The following is a 25993-nucleotide window of genomic DNA, read 5'->3' as shown; positions in this document are numbered from 1 at the left end:
CGTGCGAAGTAGGTTGAGTCTATCCGGCTCACCCAAAGAAATCGAGCTGCCGGTGACGAAGCGCCTCGGCAACCTTGGCCTGGCCGAGGCCTTTGTTATGGAGCGTCGAAGTCAGCTGTTCCAAAGGTCGGCGTTGGTGGCGATCGAAGGAGGCGGGCCCTCAAATGAGCCGGCCAGAAACGAGACGGCTGACCGCAAGCCAGTTTCGGATTATTCCGGATTGGGATCATCCAGTATCACTATCATCTTTCCGATGTTGATCGCCGAAACCTCCACTCCCGATCATCGGCGACCATCGGGAGAGGCGTCGCGGAGCGTGTTCCGGGAAACCGGATGCAGCGCTAAGCTGGGGAACGTTCAAACAGCACTTCTGGAGACTATTGAGGCGGCATCGCGCTCTGCCATCTGCAGCGGGCCAACTCCCGCGCAATGGCCCGTCTGCCTCTGTCTCCAACCACGACCGCCGCAGCCGAGCCGAGCGGCCGGTGCTGGCTGGCGGACCCCCTGTGTTTTGATGGTGAAGGTCCGGCGCCGGACCAGGAAAGCCATCGCGGAAAGCGCCGGGTTGGCTTGCTCCTGGCGATGCCGGCAGCGGTGTTCGAACCGTGCCAAGCAGCGATGCGCAAATGGGCGAAATTCATGAGCGGGGTCATAAATCTCAATCGTTGCGTAGAATGCGTGCTTCGAGCGCGGCTGCGACGAAAGCTCGTCGAGCGGCTGGCGCATGGGTCTTACCGCGTAACACCTGCAGACAGATGTCCATCGCTATTCTGCGTTTATCGGTCTCATGATGCAGATCCCGCAGCAAGATAGCGGCCGCGTCGTTGACGTCGAACACGATACGCTCTGAGCTGCGGCGGCTGACCTGAACAACGACTGGCCTCTCAAATCTGATCAACCCGGTCATCCCCCTCCTCCACAGCCACTTGCGGCAAACTGCCCGGGTCGTATTTGTTTACTCAGTCGAACGCGACCGCTGCACCTGCGCCGCCGAACCTGGCCATCGGCGGGCAAGCGATCGCCATGGGGCGCGTCTGGCCATGGTCAGCTTGCGTGCGATCTGCGGTTTTGCAGTCGGTGGTGAGGAGCTGCTTCTCATTCGCGTGGTCTAGCCATGAAACCTGGACAATAGTGCACTGTTTGACGCGCCTTGCCAGTCCCAAACATATCGTCGAAGTCTACACCTGCACTTTTCCACTGCCCGATCTGCAGGCGGCAATCCACTGCATCGCCGAGGTTGGATCTTCCAATATGGCGACCCGCTTCGCAAAGCCGAAAAAGGCATTGCGCGCCGTGCTTACCGGCTTGCGCCCATCGTATGCATCGTAGCATGCCCTCAGGGCGGCTTCGTGGATCACGTCTCTGCGTTCTTCCGGCCATTCATTGAGAAAATCGATCGCATCCGCAAGGCCGGCAATCTCTTGGACGATGTGCGTTGCGCGCTTCACGAAAAGGGGGTTGCTGAAAGCCTTAGCGTGCATTCGTTTCTCCCAACTATCCGAATAACCAATTTGCGTGAAGAGGCGCCGCATCGACGCGGCCCAACCATGGCACAGCGGTGTTGTCAGGACGATGACGGTTGAAGAGGAATGTCCTGCGACTGCGGCCGGGTCTGTAGCGATCCGCCAACAGATCGTGCAATGGCTTGGTTGCCATCAAACGCCATCGTCACTATTAAGCTATGAATTGATTCTCCACCGCCTAGTCTAAGCCCGCAGGAGCTTTTCATGACCGAAGAAACTGAGACGAAAGCTGACAACCTCATCGAACTCACCGCCCATGTCGTCTCAGCCTATGTTTCGAACAATCCGGTTCCCGTCGGTGAACTGCCTGGGCTTATCGGCCAGATCCACATCGCATTGAAAGGCAGTGCCGGTGGTGCCGCACCAGAAAAGTCGGAACCTCTCAACCCTGCCGTACCGATCAGAAAATCGGTTACACCCGACTACATTGTCAGCCTTGAGGACGGTAAGAAGTTCAAGTCGCTCAAACGTCACCTGGCTACACACTATGGCCTTACCCCCGCCGAATATCGCGCCAAATGGGGGCTGCCGGCGGACTATCCCATGGTGGCACCGAACTACGCTGCCGCGCGCTCGGCATTGGCCAAGACCATGGGCCTGGGCCGCAAACCGAAGGAACCAGGTGCGCCGGCCCCTGCCAAGCGCGCCCGTAAGAAAGCCGCAGCCTGACCGCACTTTTCAAGGATCGACTAAGCGGATGCGGCATGATTTCGCACTTGCGAGATACAATTTGTGCATTGCAATATCCGCGGCTATCGATATGATCATGTTGTCGGCCATCTACTCCTCCCAGATGTGGTGCCGATGCTGAATGGGGCGCACCTCCTCCCGTGTCTCATTCGAAATCGAGCCCGCTGCCACCTCCTCCCGGCAGCGGGCTTTTTCTTTGTCTGAGCCGCGATTTCGGTCTTGGACCAACGCATTGGCGCTAAGCGAGGCGGATGCTCCGAACCTCCGGGCCGCCTTTCTTGCCCTGCCCATTGGACAAACAGCTTCTGCCCTTCATCAGCATGCTTAGCCCTGATCGGGTTGGCACGTGGCAGGAACGAAGATGTCCTTCTCACCGTTTCAGGAGCAAGGAAGCCGAAGCCCTTTTTGCGGATTGTACCACTTGACCGTGCCCTCGCTCTCCAATTGGGCACTCGTCCGGCGGCGGGCTCTCTAGCGCTACGCGTATGTAGCTGAGTTTCGCGGTCTGATTACAGACCTCCAGCACCTGCGAGACCTGGTGACCTCTTGGACTTTCTTCCGCCGTGAACTTGAGACGCCTTCCCTCGGAAACACCGCGGCTCCCGGCCGCCCGCAGCACCCGGATGTGCCTCGATGCCCTCCGGCAATTTGACAAAGCCAAAACCCTTGCTGGTCTTGAACAAGATCACGTCGGCGTCGACAGCGGGTGCGGTTACGGTCGACGAACGCAGAAAGTAGCTTGGCTCGGAAGACCGTTCCGCAAAAGAAACCGTGTCATCGTCATGGCGATGCTGGCGTGGCTCACGATGGTCCTATGATTGCCCATCATCGTCCAACTGTCTTAAACAGCGCACTGCGCTCCCGGCAGGATGATCTCAATCGGGCGGGCGATGCGTTCATGTCAATTCAGGAGTCGGCCTCTTCCCCGCTGTATCGCACGGCCGACCTGTTGGCTCACGAGGTCGACCACGGCGGGTGAGCAAGATATGCGATAGGTCGAGCTGCTGATCGGAACGCTTCCCCATATCGCATGGCAGAAGGTTCGCACTGGAGGGCGACACCATCACCCTTTCCGATCGTGGCATGCCGGAGCTGCTTCTCACGCGGATGCGCATCCGACATTTCGATTTACGCGCATCGCCCCGCACGGTCCGCAGGAGGGGAGACGGGGCCGCCCGTCGTTGAATAGCCCGGCTAGATCGACCCCGCCTGCTCGGCCTCACGGCGCAGATTCTGGCGCGGGCGTGGGCCGATCTGCTGGATCACCAGCCCCGCGGCCAGCGAGCCGAGGTCGCCGCAATCCTTGAGGCTGCGTCCGCTCGTGTAGCCGAAAAGGAAGCCGGCGGCATAGAGATCGCCGGCTCCGGTCGTGTCGACCAGTTCCTTGATCTTCGTCGCCTCGATGGTGACGGTCTCGTCGCCGCGCACGATGACCGAGCCTTTTTCGGAACGGGTGACGGCGGCTATTCTGCAATCCTTGCGGATGGCGGCGAGCGCTTCCTCGAAGGAAGCGGTCTGGTAGAGCGACTTGATCTCGTGGCTGTTGGCAAAGACGATGTCGACGGTGCCCGAACGCATCAGCTCGAGGAATTCGTCGCGATAGCGGTCGACGCAGAAGGAATCCGACAGCGTCATCGACACTTCGCGGCCCGCCGCGTGCGCCAGCTTGGCCGTCTGGCGGATCGCTTCCTTGGCGCGCGGCGGATCCCACAGATAACCCTCGAAATAGGTCACCTTGGCTGCGGCAGCCTTGTCGGCCTCGACATCCTCCGGGCCAAGCTCGACGCAGGCGCCGAGATAGGTGTTCATCGAGCGCTCGCCGTCGGGCGTGACGAAGATCATCGAGCGCGCCGTCGGCGGTTCGCCCTCGAGTGGCCCGGTATCGAAGGCCACGCCCTGGGCCTGGATGTCGTGCGTGTAGATTTCGCCCAGCGCGTCGTTCGACACTTTGCCGAAGAAAGCGGCCCGTCCGCCGAGGCTGGCGACGCCGGCGGCGGTGTTGCCGGCGCTTCCGCCGGAAGCCTCGATCGCGGGTCCCATGCGGCTGTAAAGCAGTTCGGCACGCTTGGCGTCGATGAGGTTCATCGCGCCCTTAATGATGCCGTTGGTCTCGAGGAAAGCCTCGTCGCATTGCGCGATGATGTCGACAATGGCATTGCCGATGCAAAGCACGTCATATTCCGGCATCAAAATCTCCGCCAAGAACCCACCCGGCTATCTGGCATGCCGGCCGCGCGCGGGTATAGCGAGTTGGAATGGATTGCCGCATTCGCTTGACCGGCCCTCACGCAGCTGCCGGTCCTGCTTCACGCAGCAAGTCGTCGGCTCTGTCCGTCTTTTCCCAGGTGAACTCAGGCTCTTCACGGCCGAAGTGCCCGTATGTCGCGGTCTTGCGGTATATCGGGCGTAAGAGATCAAGCATCTTGATGATGCCTTTCGGTCGGAGATCGAAAAGCTCAAGAATAAGGCGCTCGATCTTTTTTTCCTCAATCCTTGCGGTTCCGAATGTGTTGACCATGACAGAAACCGGACTGGCCACGCCGATCGCGTAAGCAAGCTGAACCTCGCAGACCTCGGCAAGGCCGCTGGCAACGATATTCTTTGCGACGTACCGCGCCGCATAGGCGGCCGAGCGGTCAACCTTGGATGGGTCTTTGCCCGAAAAGGCGCCGCCGCCGTGACGCCCCGTTCCACCGTAGGAATCGACGATGATTTTGCGTCCAGTGAGGCCGCAGTCGCCTGCAGGCCCACCGACCACGAATCGCCCTGTTGGGTTGACCAGAAATCTGATCCCCGTCGTATCCAAGTCGGGCGGCAAGAGCGGCTTAATGATCTCCTCAATGACGCCTTCGCGGACTGTTTCTTGGGAGACTGCCTCGTCATGCTGCGTCGACAGGACTATGGTATCCAGCGCCACCGGGCGGAGACCCTCGTAGCGTACCGACACTTGAGATTTAACGTCCGGACGCAGCCAGCCAAGCTTCCCCGTTTTCCGGACCTCTGCCTGTCTTTTGGTCAAACGGTGAGCGAGTTGGATCGGCAAGGGCATCAATGTATCCGTCTCATTGCACGCGAATCCAAACATGAGGCCCTGATCTCCCGCCCCCTGCTCCAGATCCTGTCCTCGTCCTTCGTCAACGCCCTGGCTGATGTCGGGCGACTGCTCCGTGAGAGCCAGAACGACGGCGCAACGTCGACCATCAAAGCCGATGGCATCGTCGTCGTAGCCAATATCGAGGATCGTATCGCGGGCGACTTGGCTGTAATCGATCTGGGCATGGGTGGTGATCTCGCCTGCCAGAACGACCATCCCTGTCTTCACCAACGTTTCACAGGCGACGCGCGCCTTCGGATCGGTCCGGAGAATGGCATCGAGGACGGCATCCGAGATATTATCTGCCATCTTATCGGGGTGTCCCGCGCCGACGGATTCGGAAGAGAACACGAACTGCCTGGTCATGGTTGCCCTCGCTTCAGGTGTTGGAGTTAGGTGGGGAGTGGATTGGGGCGGCTTTATCGGTCGGTGATGCCGGGAACGTCGAACGCAGTGCAGAAGTCGGCAACCTCTCTTCGTACGCTCGCATGAACAGCCTGGTCATCGGGCTGGCGGCAGACCGAGTCGATGAAATCGGCGATCTGCACCATCTCCGTCTCGCGCATGCCCATGGACGTCACCGCTGGCGTCCCTAAGCGGATGCCGCTTGTGAGCGCCGGATGCCGCCGGTCACCCGGCACCATATTAAAGTTCGTAATGATGCCTGCCCTTGCCAGGCGATCGGCATAGGCTTTGCCTGACAGCGGCCGGTTCCGAAGGTCAAGGATCAGCATGTGATTGTCAGTCCCGCCGGTGACCAGGTCATAACCCCGGTCCAGAAGCGCCTCTGCTAGAGCCTTGGCGTTCTTGACGATCTGGTGACCGTAGGTGCGGAAAGAGGGGGTCGCGGCTTCCTGCAAAGCGACAGCTAGCGCGGCGATGATATTCATATGCGGTCCGCCTTGCAGGAAAGGGAACACGGCGCGGTCTATGCGTTTGGCCAGATTGTGTTGGCTGTTCGGATGATAAAGCGCCTGATAGCGATCTTCATTCTTCGACAGAATAAAGCCTCCACGGGGCCCGCGGATCGACTTATGAGACGTGCTGGTGACGACGTCGCAATGGGCCACGGGATTCGGATGCGCTCCGGCGACAATAAGGCCGCTGATGTGGGCGATGTCGGCCACGAGATAGGCGTTCGCCTCCGCAGCGATTTCGGCCATTGCCGAGTAGTCAAAAATACGTGGATAAGCGGTTCCGCCGACCCAAATTAGCTTCGGGCGTTCCCGCCTAGCTGTCTCGCGCAATTGGTCATAGTCAATTTGCTGCGTCTTTTCGTGCAGCCTGTATGGGACTCGCTGATAATCGGTGCCGGAGAAGTTGACTGCCCAACCGTGCGTCAGATGGCCGCCTTCGGGTAAAGGCAAGCCCATTACTTTGTCTCCCTGATTCAAGAGCGCGCGGTAGACAGCCTGATTGGCCGGGGAGCCGGAATATGGCTGGACGTTGGCGTGTTCACAGCCGAATAGCGCCTTCAGGCGCTCGATAGCGACGTTTTCAAGCTCATCGACGATCTCGTTTCCGGCGTAGTAGCGCGCGCCGGGGTATCCCTCGGCATACTTGTTGGTGAAAATCGACCCGGTCGCTTCCAACACCGCCGAAGAGGCAAAGTTCTCGGAGGCGATAAGTTTGAGAGTTGTCCGCTCCTGGCGCTCCTGTCTTAGAAGCAGTTCATGAACGCGGTAATCGACGTGGACCAAGGAAGACCGTCCGAAAGTGTCGGGCTGCGCGATGGCACCCTCGGTGCAGTTGCTCATGGCAATTCGCGCTCCAATTGGATGGATCTATTCCCGAGCAAGCAGGCGGTCCCCTTGGACCGCCCGTCTTGTACCGCCTCGAGCCGCTCCAGGTCCCGCTTATGATGCCCATCGTCGTGAGGGAGGAGATCGACCAAGAATTGAACCAACCCCCCATCCTTGCCCCCTGCATTGAGATGATATGAGGACCAAGGATGTTGTCCGTTGCCGCAAAGAAAGTCGGCTCTGGTGAGCCTCCGGACGTGTCGTGCAACGCGCTCGCGACGAAGATCGAGAATCGCCGCTAGCTCGCACACAGTCAGGTCGGCATGCGCGCAAAGGCCCAGGATCCGAAGGCGATCAAGATGTGCTGCTGTCATTAGGCGATCGACAAGCTTCAACATTGGTAAGAACAACGCCTAAAACAATCGAACCCTGGTCCTGCTGGCTTTGTCATTTCGCGCTCTTCGCAAATGCTGTTCGGCGGCGGACAATAAAAAACGACACTAGGTTCTGCCGCCACTGAACTCTAAATTTGTGGTGACACTACCACTGACATGGATTTGCGGCCGCAAAGATTCCATGAATTTCTTTGAAGGATCTGTTGCAACGCCTAAACAAGAACGCAACGAGATTGGCGCGGTGCTTGTAAGTCGTCTAGCTGGCGAAACGCTTGGCCAAGAGGGAGGCGATCGGCGCCACCTTTCCCCCGGGGGCGGCGCCGCTAAGCTGCATGGTGCACGAGACTCGCCCCAGAGATATTCGACGCTGAAGCGATCTCACCGCGCTGACTACCTCCCGGACTTGCGCCGTGGCGGCACTGTTTGCGTCGGGCGGCGGGGCCAATGCCGAAACAGGTCTGACAGGCGCGTGAGAAATGGGCTGCGGTTGGCATGCCGCGGCAAGCGCCACTCCGACCTCTCCAGCCGCAGAGATCCATAGAACTGCGTCCGCGCTATGTCCTAAAGGTTCCGTTGCCAGCCGTATTCCCATCGATGTGTTGCCGGTGAATTGTGAACCGGCGTGCAGCCATCACACCGGCGGCAGCCAAGAGGGCCGCTTCGCCTGAGATCCCGGCTCCTGAACGCGCGAGACGGCATAACCCACCATCGACGAGCCGAAAGCCGCGGCGTCGCCGCAATGATATCGCTAGCCAACATGCCCCTGACCTGCAATGGAAGCCCGTGCGCGGTTCGGCACGTTCCTATGAGCCCATTCGTGAGCAAGCGCGGTGCAGGTGGTGGCAAGGAAAAGTAGCTCGGTTTCGAACTCCTTCCTGTCGAGCCATGCTCGGAAATCCCGTTGCTGAGCTTCAGCACTGACCTCCTGGTATTTCGGCCTTCAACGGAGCCACGCTTGAGCTTGCAGCTGCGCATTGTCGCGCCCCGGTGGTTCGGAACTTGCTCACGCTGCGGTGACGGAGCAGACGGCGAAGCCGCCGACGCAAGCGCTGCCGCGACTGAGCTTTCCGCCGTTGCTCGATCAGTCCCAAGGAGATTGTTTCCAAGTTTCATGAGTGGCATCCACGAGCGCCGCGGCTAAATCTCGGACATCGGTCTCGCTCATCGGGGTCGAGAGGGCGCCAGAGCAATTCGTCGTCATTAGAAAACTCCGTTCCAGCATTGCCAGGTGCACCTTTGCGAGCGCCGCCTTCTGCAACGCACTCGGGAACGAGGCCCGGTAGTTTCGGATCACTTCAGTCTTCAGGTGGAGCCGAAAGAGGGAGCTCGCGCCGGTAACCTGCGCGGGGACTTCGCGCCTTCTGAGTTGCTCGATGATTTCTCTGCGAAGCGTTTCGCCCATCTGGTTAAGACGGGCCACGGCATCCTTTGTGTATGATTGCAATGCCGCCAGCCCAGCTGTCATGCTGAGCGGGTTTGCGCTGAACGTGCCGCCATGGGACACGGCTGGCTTGCCCCTGGTGTGATCGAAGACCGCCATGTACGACGCAGGCCCTGCTACGGCTCCAACGGGTAAACCTCCGCCGATGATCTTGCCCAAAGCGACCAGATCCGGCTCCAAGCCGAAGATGTCATGTGCGCCACGGAAACCGACGCGGTAAGAAACGACCTCATCAACCACAAGCAGGATGCCGTAACGGTTGCAGCAATCCTGGATGACCTCCCGCAAATCCGCCTCTATCGGAACCATGCCCACGCGGGAAGCAACTGGATCGAGAAGGATCGCGGCGAGGCGCTCATGGTGTGCACGGATGAGCTCTCTGCACGACTTGGGCTCGTTGTAAGGAAGGACAATGACATCCGCGGCGGTGGAGGCGGGAGTTCCACTGGCATAGAGCACACTGTTAGGCGACGAATCGCCCCGTTGTTTGGCGCAGAATCAAGGCTCACTTCCACATAGTCATAGGCGCCATGATATGCGCCCTCGAACTTGGCAATCATCGGGCGCCCTGTAATAGCGCGAGCGGCCTTGATAGCGAACATGACAGCCTCGGTGCCCGAGTTCGTAAAGCGGACCTGCTCAAGCTGCGGCGAACGCGTCGTGATTGCTTCCGCAAGCCTGGTCTCGCTTGTGGTCGGAAGCCCGTATGCGGTACCGTCGTCCAGAACCTTGCGCAGCGCCTCGATCACCGGCGGAAAGGCATGGCCGTGAACGAGCGAGAAGGAGTTGTTTGCGCAGTCGAAAACCTTGCTGCCGTCCGCGTCGGTGATCCAGCAGCCCGCTCCTGACACAGCATAGGGCGGGTGGGGAGCGAAGAACTGTGCAGCACGCATGCTGCCGCCCGGCGTGATCTTTAGCGCTCGTTCAAATTCCTCGCGAGATTTTGGCCCAACGACCTCTCCCCGGTTGTGGCCTAGCCCTAAAATGCGCTGCATGTCGAACTCCTTGACTTACCTTTGTCGAGATGGCGATGCGCTGCGAAACTTCGATGCCGTTTTGGCGCGGACAGCGAGTTCTGATAGCAGGCTTACACCATCATTTCGCTTCGGAATCGCTGCTCGCGGGCACTCTCCGTCCGCGACGATCAAGCGAACTTTGGCGTGGACACGCGGCGCCGCGGCTAGCCTCTTGGCAATGACCTTGTCGAGTGCCACCCATGCCGGGGCGCCCTGAACATTGGCGGGAACGTGGGTGAGACCGCTTCTCGCCCTGACTACCGTACGCATGTTGAAGGCGATTCCCGAGGGGCCGGGCACACGGATGGGCGGTATAAACCACAGGAGCGAAGCGAGCAGCTCTTGATCGGTGTCGCACCGTGGGGTCTGGTGGCCGCCCTCTCGCAGTACTGTCGTCATGCTTTCGACCTCGCCGCGGTGGTCGACCTCCGGGGGCGGCTGTCCGAACGATTGAACCATGCCGGTGTGCTCATGGATCTATACGATGACTACTCGCATCAGCTACTCCCTGAGTTTGCATACCGTCACGTTCCGCGCGCAGCTAGTTGATGGAGAGGAACAACTCGTCTGGGCCCGGCCGTTAACTGTCACCATGCAATTGAAGTGCCACCGAGGAGCGCGATCAAAGGGAAAAAACCACGCATTCGTGCCACCCGGGCGGAATGCCAGCGAGTCAGTTGTGTCGGGTTTGGAACCTAAGGCGTCGTCAGTCGGACACGGCCGGATACAAGAACATGGAAGTCGTCTCCTGGTCTTCAAGCCGAGCTTTTGGAAATTCCGCCACCCGAAGTCCCCTGACCTGTTTGGCGCCATCGATCGCCTGCCAGCACCCGGCACGCCGGCTAGCGAGCGGACATTCGAGGTCCTCAATCCGTCGAGCGGTGAAGTCTTGGCGGTGCTTCCCGACATGGTGTGGAGGAGACACGCGCTGCGATCGACAAGGCCTACACGGCGCAGCCTAGATGGGCTGCGCTGATCGCCCGAGAACGCAGCGACGTTTTGTGGATCATTGACCACGCCGATGATCTTGCCGCGATACTCACCCGCCCCCGCGAAGGCCGTTGGCCGCCATGTGGACCAGGCCAATCGGTGGTGACAGGTTTTAGCTCCGAACGATTCGCCGGCTGATGCACAGGGCCGACTGTCACTTTTAAAGAAGGAAATCTCTGTACCCTCCATTCATGAGTCCGCGACCGCGAGTGACTGCGCGGCGAATGCGGTCGCGCAGATGATTGCGAGGATCCCTCCAGTCGGCATGGACGCGCCGTTGACCAACCAGCGCTTCGGCGAGCTCGCGATGTGACGCTCCAGCAAGTGAACCGTCGAGCGCACGAAGAACGAATGTCAAACGGGGACCGCGTTTTTCCGGCGGAAACAAGCGGGCGGGCAGGTGTTGACCCAGACAAAGAGCATTGAGGCACTCGAGGGCCCTCAGGCGGGGCTTCGAAAGCATTGCCGGCCAGATCGCCTCGGTACGGAGGCAAACAGGGTGCAATATGTCCGCGCCAGAGACGGCGAGCTGGAGCGTATGCTCCTCCGTATGGCGAAGAAGAACATGCTGGCTTTTGTCGGGCGACAGCAGCACCGTCGCACGACATGGCAATGCCGAGAGATCGAACGGCAATGTCGTCCACGATGCTGACAGCTGTTCTGCGATGACCGGCAGCACATGGACGCACCAGATCGGAGACCAGAATACGAGCGAATTTCGCCCATAAGCGTCAGCGAAACAGGACACCCCAGCGTGACAGGTCACCGGCCGACGCGACCACGTCACGAAAGGTGCGGTAGGCCAAAATACTGGCTTGCTGGCTTGCAGCGGTCACATCATGCTGGAATGCTGGATTGCGGCGTAAGAACTCCCATGCCCATTCGCGCGGCGTCAGACCAGTGGTGTAGTCATATGACCTTTCATGGCGCCAATCAGCCTCGTCCGCGCCTGTCACGAGAACTGTACGCACGGCCGTGCTCCCCTGCCCGCGCCCACGGATGGACTGGCAAGGCAACGGCGAAGGCACCAGAGGTCGTTGGCGGCATTTCGTCGAAGCGTGTCACATTGGCACTGCCGAGGGCATGAGGCGTGCACATTAGCGACCAGGCCGTCGAACCCGCGCAGCGACAGCCAGCAAGGGCGGAGCACGCCAAGCGAATCGATTTGACTGCGGTGAGCCGCTCCTGCGCCGGTGACGTGGCCTAAAGGCGCAGTAGCGCAGCGGTGGATTGCATGCTCCTTGTGGGAAAGTTGTCGTAGCACCGGCGATGTTAGCTCAGCCATTGGCACGTCTCCTCGGGAAATTTCCACCATTGGAGGCCAAGTTTCACGCTATGGCAGCCTGTATAGTTGTACAGGTAAACCGAGGTTTCAGTGGGGCCGCAAAAGCGGCAGCGGGGCGCGCAACCGCTTGTTTGGGTGGTGCTCGCGCCGGGGTATCTTGGCGGGCGGGTTCGTGATTGAGCACGGTCGGGCTCGCTTGCCCCTCGATGGAGCCGATTTCCCAGGCAGACCTGCCGACGCACTGCCCTTGTTCCGGGTATACCAATGTGCCGCGTCAGCGAGACATCGTCGATCATTTGCTGCCTCGCCGAGAGCACGCCGGGGCGGAGCCTCCCCTCCCTCCTTGACGCTCGTACGTTGCATATTGAACGACGGTCGCCAGCAGCTGAACTTGCCCTGGCGACCAAGCCCATATGTTCATGCCAACGCAACTTGCTGACGCGATCGGCAGACTCCGAGAATGCAATCAAGGGAACGGTGCAGGCCAAGACTGCTGGCCGCTTTCACAATCATCTAGTCCGCCAAGCGATGCCCATCTTTTCCCAAAATCTTCGATTTTTACCGCCGGCGGTGTCTAGACCCACAGGCGCAGCCGGCTCGGTCACCTTCTGTCAATCTATCCGGCTGCGTGAAGCGTTTCGGAGTGAAGATGTTGGGAGCCAACCAGTTCACTGCGCTTCACTGCTCGAGTTCCTGTACGTCACCGACCGCCGGAGGTTGATTCGGCGGTTGCGGGGGCACTCGTTTTGGATTCTCGACGATGTCGGACATGTTACACAACGCTGGTAAGGCGATGGCGGCTTGCAGATAGCTGATCTGAAATGAAGGGCGCCTTGTGCGCTCTTTTTACGATCGCCCTTGCAGGGGAAGGAGCCGTTGTCGAGGGCGGCTGCCCTCCATGGCACCCGCGGCGGGGTGCCGGGCTTCAGCTCGGCAAGATGCGGGTGGGACCTCCTGATAGAACCTGACGCCGAGCCCGCCCCTGTCTGCCTCTGCGATGGGCGGTCCGCTTCAGTCTTGCATGCATCGTTTGTCTACGCTCGCCGATCCGGCTCCCCCGGAGCGGCGAGTGCGACCGTAAGGGCCGCCGTCCAGGCTTCCGAAGGACCTGGAACGAAGAGAAGGACCCGAAGCGAGATTGAAGGGTTGCGGGATGCCGCGGCGGGCCTAGAAGGGAGTGCCGCCTGCGCCGCCGGGAAACGCCCAACATAGAAGAGCTGCGCGGGTGTGACGACCCGCGCCAGGCGGGAGCCGCATGGTTGAGACGCCTGAGCTTTGCCTTAGAACAGCGGTCCAGCAGCCGTTGCGCGGCGAGGCGCCGACGCTAGCTATGACCGCAGGCTCATCAGAATCTCGCAAGGATCAGCGTCAAGCGCCGCAGTTACGTCGAGAAACTCAATGATATCGAGACGCCGCTCTCCACCCTCATACTTGGCCACAAAGGATTGCGGCCGGCCAAGCTTCTCGGCCACCTGGGCCTGGGTCATGCCTTTGGCCTTGCGCAGCGATATCAACTTGGCCAGAAACCGCTGGTGGCGGGCAGATCGAAGTGATTTGGGCATGTAGCCGAACCGGTCAGATAAAGACCGGCTCAGCCACTAATCCCGGTTCCGGATAATCCCATTTTGGGATATGCTGTCTTGAATCCACCTATCAACAGGCGAGGTTCGCGGCAGAGATGAATCGATCGACGAGAACGAATAGGACTGAAAGCTTGACACTGCTCGATGACGTCCCCTGGTCAGACAGCATCACGAGTTACGACAGGCAGCATTCCACCATTTACCTGCGCATCCTCGACGCCTGCGCCGACAATGCCAGCGTAGAGGAAATGGCTGAACTCATTCTCGGCATCGACCCGGTCCTTGAACCGGTGCGCGCCCGCAAGGCTGTTCGCAGCCATATAGATCGGGCGAACTGGATGGTAACCACTGGCTACAAGGAACTGTTCGCCGGCTGACGCACGGCTGCAACTGTCACGTTTTCATGCAGGGAACTCACGACAGTCCCCATTCCTGAACGCAGGGCCCGAGACGCGCACCGGATGCGGCCGTTCAGTCGGCTTGAATGCGCCTTCCGATCAGCACTTCAACGATCTCGCGATGTGAAGGTCTGGCGAGCGATCCCTCGATACCCCCAAGAACGACATTCAATCGGGGCCGCGGTTTCGGCGGAAACAACCGGGCAGGCAATTCGCAGTAAGCAAAAGACGCACTCGAGCGCCGCAGGGTACGCTTCAACGCCGCTGCGCACGTGAAGCTACTAACCTGTCCGTGAACCGAAAAAAGCCGAACGGGCCAGGCGCCCAATAGCCTGTTTGGTGGTCGTCACCCCAAGCTTCCGGCGAGCGTTGCCCAGATGAAAGGCGGCCGTTCGCTGCGTGATCCCCAGGATGCAGCCGATCTCCCAATCAGACTTGCCTTGTTCTGCCCACTGCAGGCACTCGTATTCGCGCGGCGTCAGCAGGACACCATCGATCATTCGATCGCCGGACAGTCTGTGCCGAACGAACATATGAAAACAGGTCGCGAAATACGGAAGACCTTCTATGTGGCGTTCTGCGGCGCGGAAAAATGCAGTGTCGGGCTTGTCTGCGGCAAAGGTGATCGCAGCAAAATTTCCTCGGTGGTCGATAATCGGGATCGTCATGCCGCAGCAGATACCAAACTGCGCCGCTTCTTCAAAAACCTGAGCCCCTGCAGCCCCCTCGCCGCTCAGATCGGATCCCCATCGAAACGGGCATCCGCCCCTGCGTGCGCGCATAATGACCGGGTCAACACTCTGATACCGGTTCTCAAGATAACGTGCTGTCCAGGGCGCCGGATAATTCGAGATCAGCGTGGTTTTGCCATCAGGCCGCGGGGAAAAGGAGAGATAGGCAAAAGTAAGCAGATCGAGTCCAGAGGCGACATCGGCCAGGGCACCGTGGAGATCAGCCTCATCGACGCTTTCTGAAAGCCGTTCCAAGAATGTCTCGAACACAGTCTGCATCTCTGCCCTTTTTAGCTCCTTCCCTTGGCTCTCCGGCAACGTGTCATTTGAAAGGTGACGGTGCGGAAGAGGTCCATGACGCTCTTGCGAGAGCATTGCCGCAAACCGCGCCAGCTGGCGCCAGTGGCCTCAGGCATTGGCACAAGCCAAGTGCTTTCATATAAGGTCCAGCCGTGCTGAACCGGGATGCCTCAAACCGGATCTGAAATTCCCTGCCTCGGTGTAGACGCTGCGATGCCAAAGGAAGCTCGCGCGGTCCGGCCTACACAGGGCTCCATTCGGTCGAAGCTCAAATACAGATTTGACCTTTTTTGGACAAATGCGCAGTGGTCCGCCGGTTCGACTGGACGGTCACGTTTTTGACAATTACGTCAGAAAATGAAAGCTGGCGTGAACGCGTTTCGTGAAGGAGTCCGTCCATGCAAAAGCGAGGTTCTCGCGAACTAAACCGCATTGGTCGACGTCACCGTTCACAGGCTGCACCTGCCAGTTCCTCGCTGGTCGCAGTATCCATGCGGGGCGAGTGTTTCCGGCTTCGGCAGCCAAGCGCCGTTCCCACGATCGTTGCGGAAGGTCCGGCGGTTTGAGCCCCTGTGGTGCAGTGGTTGTCGCGCCTATCATCCGTGATTCCGAGTGGTGGAGTGATGCCATTAAGTTTAATTTGCAAGTGCGGCAATGGACGGCGCAATCGCGCCCTATAAGGCAGCATTCCTGCGAAAACAGCCATAGCTTCGCAGGCTTCCCCTATCACAGACCTCGACATCCGTAGACAGACCCTTTCTTGAGCCGCTAAAAAAGCAACCGCCTGCCTTGTCTGGTGATCGTGACTATGGACGGCTGCCCGCCAGGCCAGGTCGCCCACTCGCAGAAAACAGCACGCCGGCTGTGACCACTGGAGGCCAACCGAACGGGCCGCCCGGCAACCGCCCCGTTTTTCCATCTCGGACCATGTATGTGCGGCGACACAATGCGCAGTTTCCTTGCGGTCGAAGCCGACGATTACATCATCGGCATAGCGCACGATGATCATGTCGCTGGTAGCCTCGCGCTGTCGCCACCGCTAGCCCCATAGATCGAAGACAAGTGCAGGTAGATATTGGCCAGCAGCGGCGATCACCGACCCCTTGACTCGTTCCCCTGCAAGCGCGGGAACCGCTACCTTCGCAAGCTGCTCGTTCATGGCGCGCGAGCATGCTTTCGTCACCCGGATCGAACCCGGGATCGCCTCGGAAGCTGGCTTGATGTGTTGCAGGCGTATGCACCCGAACAAAGCTGTTGTCGCACTTGCCGCCGAGATGGCGCTCATTGCCTGGGTTGTCCTGACCAAGCTGGGAGCGCTTTATGAACGCAGGGACCCTTCTTTCGCCTGAAGCTCCGGCTCGATTGCAAGGCTCCAGAATAGATGACGAAACAGTGGATCGGCATCCGGTCAAGCCCTATGCAAAAAAAAGCGGGCTTCGTGCCCGAACCGTTTTTTGGGAACGGCGTGCGCGGATCTCATCATGGCTTGGCTGCAACAGCAACTCACTCGCGATAGGCCGGATACATTTATGCAACTGGAATCGTCCTCGGCCATGTCGCGAACCCTTGCACGGACGGGGCGAACCATACATTCTTTCCCACAAGATCCTTCAACGCGGCATTATCGAGCATGGCGTCGGCCAGACGCCTCTTCAGCCGCGTGTTCTCGTCCTCCAGTGCCTTTAGTCGCCGAGCCTCGGAGACATCCATCCCGCCGAAGCGGGCCTTCCAGTTGTAGATCGAGGCGTCACTGACCCCGTGCTTGCGGCACAGATCGGCAACCGATATAGGCACCGCCACGCCCCCATTGACAATCCCCAGCTCAAGAGCATCCCCTCCTTTGGAAATTCGCTGACGAAAAGTGGCAATTTCGTCTGCCTCCACAACTTTCCGTAATGAGCTGGCATATTTTTATGTTGACGCCAAAATATCGTCCCACAAAATAAGACATTCGAATCTCTGATCGCAGCATTACCAGTTGTCTACGTATACACCTGTGCATCCATGAATTATCGTGCATCTTCAACGAAATTAATGCTCTGTGGGTAATCTGAGATATTATTGTATTTTTGCGTTATTTCGTCGTCGACATTTATGTCCCTGACCGCTAGGATGTTGACCCATGCGCCTGATTCTTCATCAGCCCAAACCGTTTCTGCATTGGGGCTTGAAGAATGATTCACCAACGAAGCAAGTCCAAAAACAACGTACCGCGCTGTAGGATTACCGTTCTGTTTTTTTGGTCCGCGCACGAAATAATATTCCAGTATTCCTGTCAGATCTATAAGATTTGCTTGTCTGTCATCAAATTCCCATGTGGGCGCGCGCTCGATTAAATCTCCAGCCTTGAACGGAACATTGGCGAACAACCCACGGCCTTTTCGGGGAACTTTCTTCACATACAGAGCGTTGCTACGATCAAAAACTTTATCAACCATCATGTATACCTTCTTAATGCTGAGCTTGGTGGCGTCCCGTTATGGGCTGTCGGTGAGCTTGCGGATGAGACTCACCAGCAATGCTGACTTCAAAAAGTCGGCGGGCTTGTTGATGAGCGGCGGCTACGTGGTTCACTCCAGCATCTACTTCCAGCTGCCATTGAGGCCTTCGGCCAAACCCAAGGATACATTCGCTGGCCGATCGTCGTCAGTACGATACCAGCGGGAATTCTGGGCATCCTGTTCTAGCATCGGCTTAAGGATCTGTTCTCCGCCGCCGACGTCATCGCGGCGGCCCTCATTCTCAACGGTGTGGCGCTTTACGGGAAACAACGGGGGCGTCCCTTCCGCTAAGGAACACATCCGTGGAACCAGCACCGCGCTTCCAAGGGACGAGTTCATTCCTCCGCTTGTCTCCTGGGCGAACATAGCTTGTTCTCAACCTCGTCATACCTACCAATATGCGTGGGTAATGTTAGCTGCAGACCTCGGCTCGTACCTTTCGTTCCATCCAACCGGTTGGCCCGCTGCCGGTTTCGTGGACCCCGAGGTAAGTGTTTGACGGAACTGGAGAGTGGGATGCAAAGAAGAAAGTTCAGCCCGAGAGTTCAAGCTTGAGGCGGTGAGATTGATCAAGGATGGGGGCGCCCCGATGTCTACGAGAATGTGCTGCGCAAATGGGTGCGCGAGCTATCGGCAGATCCGCAGCATGCGTTTCCCGGCCATAGGCGATGAAGCCGGAGCAGGAGATTGACCGGCTGCGCAAGGAGTGGTCAAAAGTTGAAGGCGGAGTGCGACATCCTAAAAACGGGCCGTTGCCCGCCTGCGCGCGGTACAAACAGCCCATGCTATCCTCGTAGCTCGGAGGGCAGCGGAGGTCAGCCTATTGGAGGCACAGTCCCCATTAAAATGCGAGCGGCGCCGGGGTCCGGCCGGTCGCAATCTTCGAGGAGATGCTGCGGCGGTCGGTCAAGAGCGCGGCGAGGTCAGAAGCTCAAGCGAGTGCAGTATGTTGTAGGCGATCACCGGTTCCGTCACGTTCAACTGCAACTGCCCCGCTTCGGAGCCAAGCGTGATCATGAGATCGCAACCGATGATCATAAAGCCGCTCGATGACGTGACGCGCAGGTGACTTCCTCGTAGTCGGATGTCCTCCGGACGGGCAGTTCCTGGAGTTCGGCGCGCTCGATGTCGATGCGCTTGGAATTGCGGGCATTGCAGTGGCTGACGATCTCGTCGACGAAATGGCGGTAGGCGGCCAGATCGTCGAAATCGCTCGATCCCCTCATCAGCAATGCGTCGTTGATCGCCCGCTTGAGATGGCCGTGACAACCTTCGATGGAGCCGTTCTTGTGCGCGATGCCGGCATTGTTAGGGTCGCCATCATGCCGTAATGGCCGCACAGCTCCTCGTAGTGGCGCGTCAGGTCCGCGCGGGCATCCTTGTCCAGGTTGCGGAACGCCGCCGACAGGCTGTCGCTGCGGTGCTCTCGCGGCACCCGCGGAGCAACCAGAGTGCGTTCTGCAGGCTTCAGCGAGCGCAACGAAACTCTCGCCGCCGAGCACGACATGGGCATGTTCGAATCCGGAATAGGCGAGCCGGAAGTGGTAGAGACGGTGATCGAGCGGCTGGCCGGCGATGGTGACGCCGGCGCTGCCCATATCAGTAAAATCCGACAGGCCAACGCGGCCGGGTTCGTGAGCCTGCCGACAGATGACTTCCTGCTTCGCGCCATGGACAGCGCGCCAGGATCGAACGCGACGCTCGATCGTGCGACGAATGGCGCTGCCTAACTCGGGACGACGCGCCGAAAACGAAGGCCGACCACATCCAGCTGTCTGCGGTCAGTAAAAAACTGCTGTCTGCGATTTAGCGGACTGACCGTCCCGTTTGGCAAGATACGCACGCACACAAGCTCGCTATCAGCATCTGCCAGAAACTTATCCGCGGACTCAGCCTAACGTGAAAAGTTGCCGCGGCGCCTTTGTGAGCACCTCGACACCCGATTCGGTTACGCGAATGCTTTCGCTAAGCACGTACCCGAAGTCTTCCTCAACCCAAGAACCGAGATGCAGGTGGAAGGTCATGTTCGGCTCGAGAACCCTCGTATCGCCCAACTGGAGGCCAATCGACTTTTCCATCCAGTTGATACCGATGGAGTATCCAGCGCGGGACCGCTTCTTGAACCCGTGCTTCTCAGTTGTGCTGTGGATCACTTCGGCCACTGTGCCGCTGACGGCGCCGGCGCGGATTACATTGAGCCCCGCCTCCAGGCCGGCAAGTTGGGCCTCATGAATACGCAGCAAGCGATCAGACGGTTTGCCGAGGACATACGTCCGGCAGATCGGAACGTGGTAGTCATGCCGGACGCCAGCGATTTCGAGATTGACCTGTGATCCTTCCCGGAATGTGTCTTCGCTCCAGGTCGTATGAGGATTTCCAATTCGGGACGTGGCGCAAAGGTAGGGTGTCGCGATCCATGTTCCGGGTTTGCCGTTCGTTCCGCGGGCGAGCGTGCCAACAATTTCGGCGATGGCATCTGCCTCCCGCATGCCGGGACGCATAACCTCCGCGGCCCTGAGCACACCAGCGTCTGAAATTGCTGCAGCTTCGCGCATGACGGCAATCTCGAGATCCGACTTGACAGTGCGGATGCGGGTTACCACATTCGAGAAGTCATCGATGCGCGCCTGCGGCAGACGAGACTTGAACTTTTCAGCCGAGCAGACCGTCAAGTTGCACAGCTCGAAACCAATGCCGCTCTCTCCCAGTCCATGGCCTAACAGGAAGTCAATCACGGCGTCGTAGCCGTTCTTGCCTGCATCGCCCATCAACTCTTCCGAGTAGCCGATCATGCTGTCCCGTTCCAAGAAAGTCTCCTGCACGGCCGCGGCTACGTCCATCCAGCGTAGGATGAAGACCGGCTGTTCGCGCGAGGGCAGGACGACTACACCGCGCGTGTCATAAGAGTGAGCGACAGATCCGGTTAGGTAGGTGATATGCGCATTGTCAGTGATGACAAGCGCAGCGATGTCGCGCTCAGCCATCCTCGCTTTTACTGCTGTGAGCCTGCGCATATATTCTGATCGTGGGAATACCTGCGGACCTTTAGCTACTGACACAAGAAGCCCCCTCGTCTGCGTATCGGAGTGGCCGGGCATGGCTCCTGCGCGCTTGCCACGATTCTAAAATTTGCAATGCCGATTACCGGCGCGTTCGAAGATTACAGCGAGAGAGTCCCGGGCCGGGGGCGCTGAATGACTGCGACGCGAAGTTGCCCTCTGGAAACCGCTCTGCAGCTCGTCATCCTTAAAGATCACCGTCTCAAGGTCCGCTGAGCGCGGTCCGAACTTCGCCATAGACGAGATCCAATGCCTTCCTGCTCTCGGCGCAGTCAACGGGGCGATCTCGTCTGGTCGGCAAGGCGAAACAGCATCGTCCACGAACAACAGCACGCATGTCTATCAGACTGCGGTCACAAAAACCGCGGTGAGCGGCAGAAACGGCCAGGATGTAATTCTTGATCATCCTCTGTGATAGCCTTCCAGTCCTGTTTCTAAATCTCACCGCGGGGCGGCTTCGATCCGCGCGGCGGCTTCGATTAACAAGGGCCTCGGCTTAACCGTGAGCCGCGTCGTTACCGATCGTGGCGCTCACGCAGGCGCCCTTTAGCCAAGTCCTGCAAGCAGTTGCGCCTGAAGCTCGTCAGCACGTCTCCTATCTCTCATGGCGAAGATAGTATGTATTCCATCTGGTGATCACTACCAGTACAGGTAGGCGACTCTAACCTCGAAATGTATTATCAGGCGTATTGGTTACAGGGCGTAGCTGGTTTCTGACGCGTTTCTCCGGATGGACCCGCGATTCTTCCGCGACCTCGCGGTGATTCACTGTGCCGGGAATATCCGGGGGACGGTGGCGGATGCAGGACAGGCTGGCTCTGGGATTGGATCCATCGGTATAATTATGAACGAGGCCCCATTATGATTGAGCCCTCCATTCTGGATACATCCAGATACATATATTTGATGGATACCAGGGCGCGCAAATCTGGCTTAAAATTCAAAATGGGTGGAAACTTCGAAGACTATGCCGAGATTACTACAAACATTGCTGGTAAATCGCCAACGGATCCGAGCTTCCGGCCCGATTGTTCGCGGCTTGACGCTGGTCGTGCGTTTTGGATTGTCGGAGAAGATCAATCTGGCAAAGTAGCGCATGTTCAGGCGCTTCGGATGGACAATTTGATGGCCACCAACCTGGTCAGACACCTCGAGTCACTGAAAGGCTTCTACGCCAATCCAAAGAGCCGCGCTGGCTCAGGCTCTTCATGTATTTGCCGTGCACCGACCGCGCAAAAGATAACTGGGCGGGTAGTTTATCACGGCGACATATGGCTGCGAGAGGATTTTAGGGGGCAAGGATTACCTAGAACGTTTGCGAGTATTGCTTTTGGGCTAGCGTGGGTGAAATGGTCGCCCGATTTCATTTATGCCCTGGTCCATACTTGGTCAATCGAAAAAGGAGTTGCCGATCAGTATGGTTATCTCCACAGAGAAGCACACGGGGCCATTTTGAGTTTACCTGACAGACGCATTGAGGAGGATGATTGGCTGATTTGGCTGACGAGACGCGAACTGTCCCGGAACATTAAATTCACAGTAGCGAAGGCGCAGGCGTTGGACCTGTCGTGATTCCTTTCGGTCGAAGACAACCGTGATCTGCGCCCGGCAAGACCCCGAAGCCCGACGGACGATGAGATTCGCGGCCATCTTGACGTGCCACTGAACATTCATCCAGCGGCGATAAGAGCCTCGACCGTTTCTGTTACGCCGTGGGGAGCGGGTTGAGCAACCGGCCAAGACGCGGAGCCTTTGACGTTGCCCCCAGTTTCTATCCAGTTTTGAGTTCGTTTCCGGCGGGGGTTGTGCCCTGCTTGGCGGGTGAAGCGACGGTCGCTGGCGTGGAGCCTTTGGCATAGCGCAGCGCGAGCGACCGTCGCGGATTGAAGGTGGCGGCGAACTCAGCCGGTGTCTGCCAGGCGATTTGGGAGTGCGGCCGCGCGGTGTTGTAGTCGGCGCGCCACAGGGCGATGGCTACGCGCGCCTGAGCCTGCGAGGTAAACAGCGTCTCGTTGAGAAGTTCATCGCGCAGTCGGCCATTGAAGCTCTCGATGAAGCCGTTCTGCTTGCCGGGCGCAATGTAATGCCATTCGACGCGGTTCTGATCCGCCCAGGCGAGGATGGCGTTCGAGGTGACGCTGCCATTGTCGCTGACGATCATCCTCGGCCGGCCGCGCTCGGTGATGAGCGGGTCCAGTTCGCGGGCAACCCGCATGCCCGAGAGAGATGTATCAACGATGAGAGCCAGGCACTCTCTCGTGCAATCGTCGACGACGGCCAGGATGCGCAAGCGACGGCCGTTGGTGAGCTGGTCCGATACGAAGTCGAGCGACCAGCGCTCGTCGGGCCTCAGCGGCACAAGCATCGGCGCCCTGGTCCCGATCGCCCGCTTGCGGCCGCCACGTCGGCGAACGGCGAGCTTCTCCTCCCGATAGAGGCGAAACAGCTTCTTGTGGTTCACGACCAGGCCCTCCCGCCTCAGCATCACGAGCAGGCGCCGGTAGCCGAACCGGCGACGCTCCTGCGCGATCGCCTTCATCCGTGCGCGAAGCTCGCGGTCGTCTGGCCTGCTGGTCTGGTAGCGAACCGTCATGCGGCAACAGCCGATGGCTTTACACGCCCGCCGCTCGCTCATCCCGAAGCCTTCCTTCAGGCGAGCGACAGCTTTCCGCTTGGCCGCGGGCGTCACCATTTCTTTCCCACGAGATCCTTCAACGCGGCATTGTCGAGCATGGCGTCGGCCAGAAGCCGCTTCAACCGCGTGTTCTCGTCCTCCAGCGCCTTAAGTCGCCGAGCCTCGGAAACATCCATCCCGCCGAAGCGGGCCTTCCAGTTGTAGATCGAAGCATCACTGACGCCGTGCTTCCGACACAGATCGGCGACCGAGACCCCGGCCTCATGCTCCTTCAGAATTCCGATGATCTGCTCTTCAGAAAAGCGGCTGCGCTTCATGTCCTGGTCCTCTCGATGGGCCAGAAAGAACTTCAAACCGGATTAAGGCTTGTTGATATTCAGGATTCCCTGTTTGGCTTGTTTGTGATTCATGTGTGGACGGCCCCCGTTGAGCAAGAAGATTCTGACAATGGCAATATTGAAGCGGTCAGGTTCATTCATGTGTTCGGCCTGTTTTTGTGCGGCCTCTGGCCGCTGGCCATGATGGTGTCGGTGGATCGGGCCCTCATCAAGCTGCCGCGCTGCGATGCGCGTTGAATCACTCAGGTTCTCCCGATCCCCGGCTTGACCGGATCGGCATCACTGATGTCGTTCTCTCCTGCCCAAACTGGATGTCATTTCGCGCGACCGTCGTTACCCTCGAGCCATTGACGGCGTCGCGCGGTAGTTTTCCTCACGCGCCATCACCGCCCAGGCGATCCGCGCTACCTTGTTGGCGACAGCGACTGTGACCAGCCGTGCCGGCTTACGCTCGAGCAACTGGTTCGCCCAGGTGCTGACGGTCGTCGCTTTTCGCCGCGTGTATCGGATGACAGCCGTGGCGCCGACGACGAGGAGATGCCGCAAATAGCGATCTCCCATCTTCGAGATTCCTCCCATTCTGTCTTTGCCACCGGAGGAATGTTGTTTTGGAACAAGGCCGAGCCAAGCAGCGAATTGACGACCGGAGCGGAAGACCTTTGCGTCGACGACGGTGGCAGCGAGGGCGGTCGCCGTGATGAAGCCGATTCCGGGAATGGTTGAAAGCCGCCGGCAGACCTGGTTCGTGCGATACCACGCCAGAAGCTCGATCTCGATCTTCCGGATTTGCGCGCCAAGCCCCTCGATCGTTCGGGCGAGGAGGATAAGAACCTGTCGCGCCATCGCGGGGAGCGGCCCATCGCCCTTGTTCAGAGCTTCGATTAGACCACGGACATGGGCCCGGCCCTTCGGTGCGACGACGCCATACTCGGCCAGATGCGCCCGCATCGCGCTGATTTGCGCTGTGCGCTGCCGAACCAAGAGGTGGCGAGCCCGATGAAGCATCAGAATGCTCTGGGCATCCGCCGATTTGACAGCCACGAACCGCATTGTCGGTCGCGTCACCGCCTCGCAGATCGCTTCCGCGTCGGCCGCATCGTTCTTGTTGCGCTTGACGTAGGCCTTTACGCAAGCCTGCGGCATCAACTTGACCACATGTCCGAGTGCAATCAGCTCCCGCGCCCAATGGTGCGCCGTCGCGCAGGCCTCCATGCCGATGAGGCACGGCTGCATATCGCGAAGCAACGGGATAAGCTGATCGCGCCGAACTTTTCGACGGAGCACCGCGTTTCCAGCATTATCGACGCCGTGAACTTGAAAGACGTTCTTGGCGATATCCAATCCAATCGTGATAACTTGCATGCGGACGGTTCCTTCCCTCTGATGGTCCTTTGACAACGCCATCTTGGCACATTGCGATGCCGCTGGGTCGGGGGCCGTCCACCCCATCAAGCTTTGGATGGAACGCTTTGTGCTGACGGGCGCCCAGTGGGCGAAGATGGAACCACATTGTCTGGGTAAGCCGATGGACCCTGGGCGAAGCGGTGGCGACAATCGGCGCTTCATTGAGGCAGTTCTGTGGATCACGCGGACGGGGAGCCCTTGGCGTGATCTTCCGGCTCTCTTCGGCAACTGGAACAGCGTCTTCACGCGATATCGCAACTGGGTAAAGGCCGATGTTTTCATTCGACTTTTCGAAGCTTGCTCAGACGAACCAGACATGGAGTACGCCATGGTCGACGCCACCCATCGTCAAGGTCCATCGCCACGGCCAGGGCGCAAAAGGGGGACTCAGAGCCAGGCCATCGGCCGCTCCAAGGGAGGCATGACAACCAAAATCCTGGCACTTACCGAGCCCTCGGTAATCTCGTGCGCTTTGTCCTGCTGCCGGGCCAGCGTTTCGATACGATCGGCGTCGAACCGCTCATCGACGGCCTCTCCTTCGGCGCTCTGATCGCCGACAAGGCCTTCGACAGCAATAGCATCATTGCCGATCTCAACCAGCGCGGCGCCAAGATTGTCATCTCCCAGCATCCGCGCCGAACCAAGCCTATTCCGCTCGATGCCGAAATGTACAAATGGCGTCATCTGATCGAGAACTTCTTCTGTAAACTCAAGGAATTCAAACGCATCGCCATGCGAGCCGACAAAACCGACCAGAGCTTCAACGCCATCATGACTACAGGGGCAAGGTCATTGCCTTTATCGCTGGGCTTTGGGACGTTCAGTATCTTCTTTTCCATCACCTTCCCTCAAAAGGAGATGATGACAA

21 protein-coding genes and 5 pseudogenes are annotated in these 25993 nt (G+C 59.0%); 7 read left to right on the top strand and 19 right to left on the bottom strand.

Going from position 1 to position 25993, the window contains the following annotated elements:
- Window positions 1-658: 658 nt before the first annotated feature.
- Both CK224_RS04785 and CK224_RS04775 read right to left on the bottom strand, forming a co-directional pair.
- Window positions 659-907 carry a DUF982 domain-containing protein gene (locus CK224_RS04785; protein ID WP_095780965.1) on the bottom strand — a complete coding sequence of 83 codons (249 nt, stop codon included), beginning with the start codon at window positions 905-907 and terminating at the stop codon, window positions 659-661.
- A 271-nt stretch (window positions 908-1178) separates the two neighbouring features.
- A complete protein-coding gene (locus CK224_RS04775; protein ID WP_095780963.1) occupies window positions 1179-1481 on the bottom strand; it encodes a DUF982 domain-containing protein in 303 nt (100 codons plus the stop codon).
- A 246-nt stretch (window positions 1482-1727) separates the two neighbouring features.
- Between CK224_RS04775 and CK224_RS04770 the strand changes: the two genes are divergently transcribed.
- Window positions 1728-2192, top strand: coding sequence for a MucR family transcriptional regulator (locus CK224_RS04770; RefSeq protein WP_095780962.1), 465 nt, complete (start codon window positions 1728-1730; stop codon window positions 2190-2192).
- Between the two features lie 1215 nt (window positions 2193-3407).
- On the opposite strand, the gene CK224_RS04760 is transcribed toward CK224_RS04770, so the two are convergent.
- The 5 genes from CK224_RS04760 to CK224_RS32270 all read right to left on the bottom strand — a co-directional run bounded on the left by CK224_RS04760 (window position 3408) and on the right by CK224_RS32270 (window position 9880).
- Window positions 3408-4400 carry an adenosine kinase gene (locus tag CK224_RS04760; RefSeq protein ID WP_095780961.1) on the bottom strand — a complete coding sequence of 331 codons (993 nt, stop codon included), beginning with the start codon at window positions 4398-4400 and terminating at the stop codon, window positions 3408-3410.
- A gap of 97 nt (window positions 4401-4497) precedes the next feature.
- Window positions 4498-5673 carry a methionine adenosyltransferase gene (metK, locus tag CK224_RS04755; protein WP_095780960.1) on the bottom strand — a complete coding sequence of 392 codons (1176 nt, stop codon included), beginning with the start codon at window positions 5671-5673 and terminating at the stop codon, window positions 4498-4500.
- 53 nt (window positions 5674-5726) lie between these two features.
- Window positions 5727-7064, bottom strand: a complete 1338-nt coding sequence (gene glyA / locus CK224_RS04750) for a serine hydroxymethyltransferase (protein WP_095780959.1) — start codon at window positions 7062-7064, stop codon at window positions 5727-5729.
- A 1461-nt stretch (window positions 7065-8525) separates the two neighbouring features.
- A complete protein-coding gene (locus tag CK224_RS32275) occupies window positions 8526-9227 on the bottom strand; it encodes an aminotransferase class III-fold pyridoxal phosphate-dependent enzyme (RefSeq protein WP_280952252.1) in 702 nt (233 codons plus the stop codon).
- Window positions 9182-9880 (bottom strand): aminotransferase class III-fold pyridoxal phosphate-dependent enzyme, encoded by a 699-nt coding sequence (locus tag CK224_RS32270; protein WP_095780955.1) that lies wholly within the window; start codon window positions 9878-9880, stop codon window positions 9182-9184. The genes CK224_RS32275 and CK224_RS32270 overlap by 46 nt, the downstream gene beginning before the upstream one ends.
- A 769-nt stretch (window positions 9881-10649) precedes the next feature.
- Here CK224_RS32270 and CK224_RS31800 point away from each other — a divergent pair.
- Window positions 10650-10945: pseudogene (locus CK224_RS31800) on the top strand (aldehyde dehydrogenase family protein); the annotation flags it as partial.
- Window positions 10946-11051: 106 nt separating this feature from the next.
- On the opposite strand, the gene CK224_RS04720 reads toward CK224_RS31800, so the two are convergent.
- The 3 genes from CK224_RS04720 to CK224_RS04715 all read right to left on the bottom strand — a co-directional run bounded on the left by CK224_RS04720 (window position 11052) and on the right by CK224_RS04715 (window position 13738).
- Window positions 11052-11570, bottom strand: a complete 519-nt coding sequence (locus tag CK224_RS04720) for a DUF2285 domain-containing protein (protein ID WP_176477853.1) — start codon at window positions 11568-11570, stop codon at window positions 11052-11054.
- Window positions 11571-11622: 52 nt separating this feature from the next.
- Window positions 11623-11862, bottom strand: a complete 240-nt coding sequence (locus CK224_RS30580; RefSeq protein WP_141245775.1) for a DUF6499 domain-containing protein — start codon at window positions 11860-11862, stop codon at window positions 11623-11625.
- A 1642-nt stretch (window positions 11863-13504) separates the two neighbouring features.
- Entirely contained in the window at window positions 13505-13738 is a 234-nt protein-coding gene (locus CK224_RS04715; protein WP_095780952.1) for a helix-turn-helix transcriptional regulator, read from the bottom strand.
- 116 nt (window positions 13739-13854) lie between these two features.
- Here CK224_RS04715 and CK224_RS04710 point away from each other — a divergent pair, with 116 nt between their 5' ends.
- Complete coding sequence (locus CK224_RS04710; protein ID WP_095780951.1) at window positions 13855-14136, top strand: DUF2285 domain-containing protein; 282 nt, start codon at window positions 13855-13857, stop codon at window positions 14134-14136.
- A 302-nt stretch (window positions 14137-14438) separates the two neighbouring features.
- Here the strand turns inward: CK224_RS04710 and CK224_RS04705 are convergent, their stop codons facing one another.
- The 4 genes and pseudogenes from CK224_RS04705 to CK224_RS04690 all read right to left on the bottom strand — a co-directional run bounded on the left by CK224_RS04705 (window position 14439) and on the right by CK224_RS04690 (window position 17629).
- Window positions 14439-15167, bottom strand: a complete 729-nt coding sequence (locus tag CK224_RS04705; protein ID WP_095780950.1) for a LuxR family transcriptional regulator — start codon at window positions 15165-15167, stop codon at window positions 14439-14441.
- Window positions 15168-16227: 1060 nt separating this feature from the next.
- Window positions 16228-16473, bottom strand: a complete 246-nt coding sequence (locus CK224_RS32455; protein WP_348628373.1) for a hypothetical protein — start codon at window positions 16471-16473, stop codon at window positions 16228-16230.
- A 308-nt stretch (window positions 16474-16781) separates the two neighbouring features.
- Window positions 16782-17009, bottom strand: a pseudogene (locus CK224_RS04695) (transposase); the annotation flags it as partial.
- Between the two features lie 188 nt (window positions 17010-17197).
- Window positions 17198-17629 carry an SET domain-containing protein-lysine N-methyltransferase gene (locus tag CK224_RS04690; protein WP_095780949.1) on the bottom strand — a complete coding sequence of 144 codons (432 nt, stop codon included), beginning with the start codon at window positions 17627-17629 and terminating at the stop codon, window positions 17198-17200.
- Window positions 17630-18205: 576 nt separating this feature from the next.
- Between CK224_RS04690 and CK224_RS04680 the strand changes: the two are divergent.
- Window positions 18206-18442 (top strand): annotated as a pseudogene (locus CK224_RS04680) (transposase); the annotation flags it as partial.
- 153 nt (window positions 18443-18595) lie between these two features.
- On the opposite strand, the gene CK224_RS32265 reads toward CK224_RS04680, so the two are convergent.
- From CK224_RS32265 to CK224_RS04670, 3 genes and pseudogenes are all read right to left on the bottom strand, one after another.
- Entirely contained in the window at window positions 18596-18727 is a 132-nt protein-coding gene (locus CK224_RS32265; protein ID WP_280952258.1) for a hypothetical protein, read from the bottom strand.
- A pseudogene (locus CK224_RS04675) lies at window positions 18722-19431 on the bottom strand (IS21 family transposase); the annotation flags it as partial. The gene CK224_RS32265 and the pseudogene CK224_RS04675, both read right to left, overlap by 6 nt.
- A 147-nt stretch (window positions 19432-19578) precedes the next feature.
- Window positions 19579-20748 (bottom strand): Xaa-Pro peptidase family protein, encoded by a 1170-nt coding sequence (locus tag CK224_RS04670; protein ID WP_095781434.1) that lies wholly within the window; start codon window positions 20746-20748, stop codon window positions 19579-19581.
- 861 nt (window positions 20749-21609) lie between these two features.
- Here CK224_RS04670 and CK224_RS04665 point away from each other — a divergent pair.
- Window positions 21610-22320, top strand: coding sequence for a hypothetical protein (locus CK224_RS04665; protein WP_095780947.1), 711 nt, complete (start codon window positions 21610-21612; stop codon window positions 22318-22320).
- A 199-nt stretch (window positions 22321-22519) separates the two neighbouring features.
- Here the strand turns inward: CK224_RS04665 and CK224_RS04660 are convergent.
- Window positions 22520-23700, bottom strand: a protein-coding gene (locus CK224_RS04660; protein ID WP_095780946.1) for an IS3 family transposase whose coding sequence is annotated in 2 segments (ribosomal slippage) — window positions 22520-23451 and window positions 23451-23700 — 1182 coding nt in all. Because the reading frame shifts where the segments join, the coding sequence is not laid out codon by codon here.
- 15 nt (window positions 23701-23715) lie between these two features.
- On the opposite strand from CK224_RS04660, the gene CK224_RS04655 reads away from it, so the two are divergent.
- The gene (locus CK224_RS04655; protein WP_095780945.1) at window positions 23716-23958 is read left to right on the top strand and encodes a hypothetical protein; all 243 of its coding nucleotides are present in this window, start codon (window positions 23716-23718) and stop codon (window positions 23956-23958) included.
- A gap of 96 nt (window positions 23959-24054) precedes the next feature.
- Here the strand turns inward: CK224_RS04655 and CK224_RS04650 are convergent, their stop codons facing one another.
- Window positions 24055-25083 carry an IS110 family transposase gene (locus CK224_RS04650; protein WP_095781433.1) on the bottom strand — a complete coding sequence of 343 codons (1029 nt, stop codon included), beginning with the start codon at window positions 25081-25083 and terminating at the stop codon, window positions 24055-24057.
- Between the two features lie 97 nt (window positions 25084-25180).
- Here CK224_RS04650 and CK224_RS04645 point away from each other — a divergent pair.
- Window positions 25181-25899, top strand: a pseudogene (locus tag CK224_RS04645) (IS5 family transposase); the annotation flags it as partial.
- Window positions 25900-25993: the final 94 nt, after the last annotated feature.

The sequence above is a fragment of the Mesorhizobium sp. WSM3862 genome (assembly GCF_002294985.1).
Taxonomy (GTDB): Bacteria; Pseudomonadota; Alphaproteobacteria; order Rhizobiales; family Rhizobiaceae; genus Mesorhizobium.
Note: the sequence above shows the minus strand (reverse complement) of the source record. Positions and strands in the feature narration are given on the sequence as shown.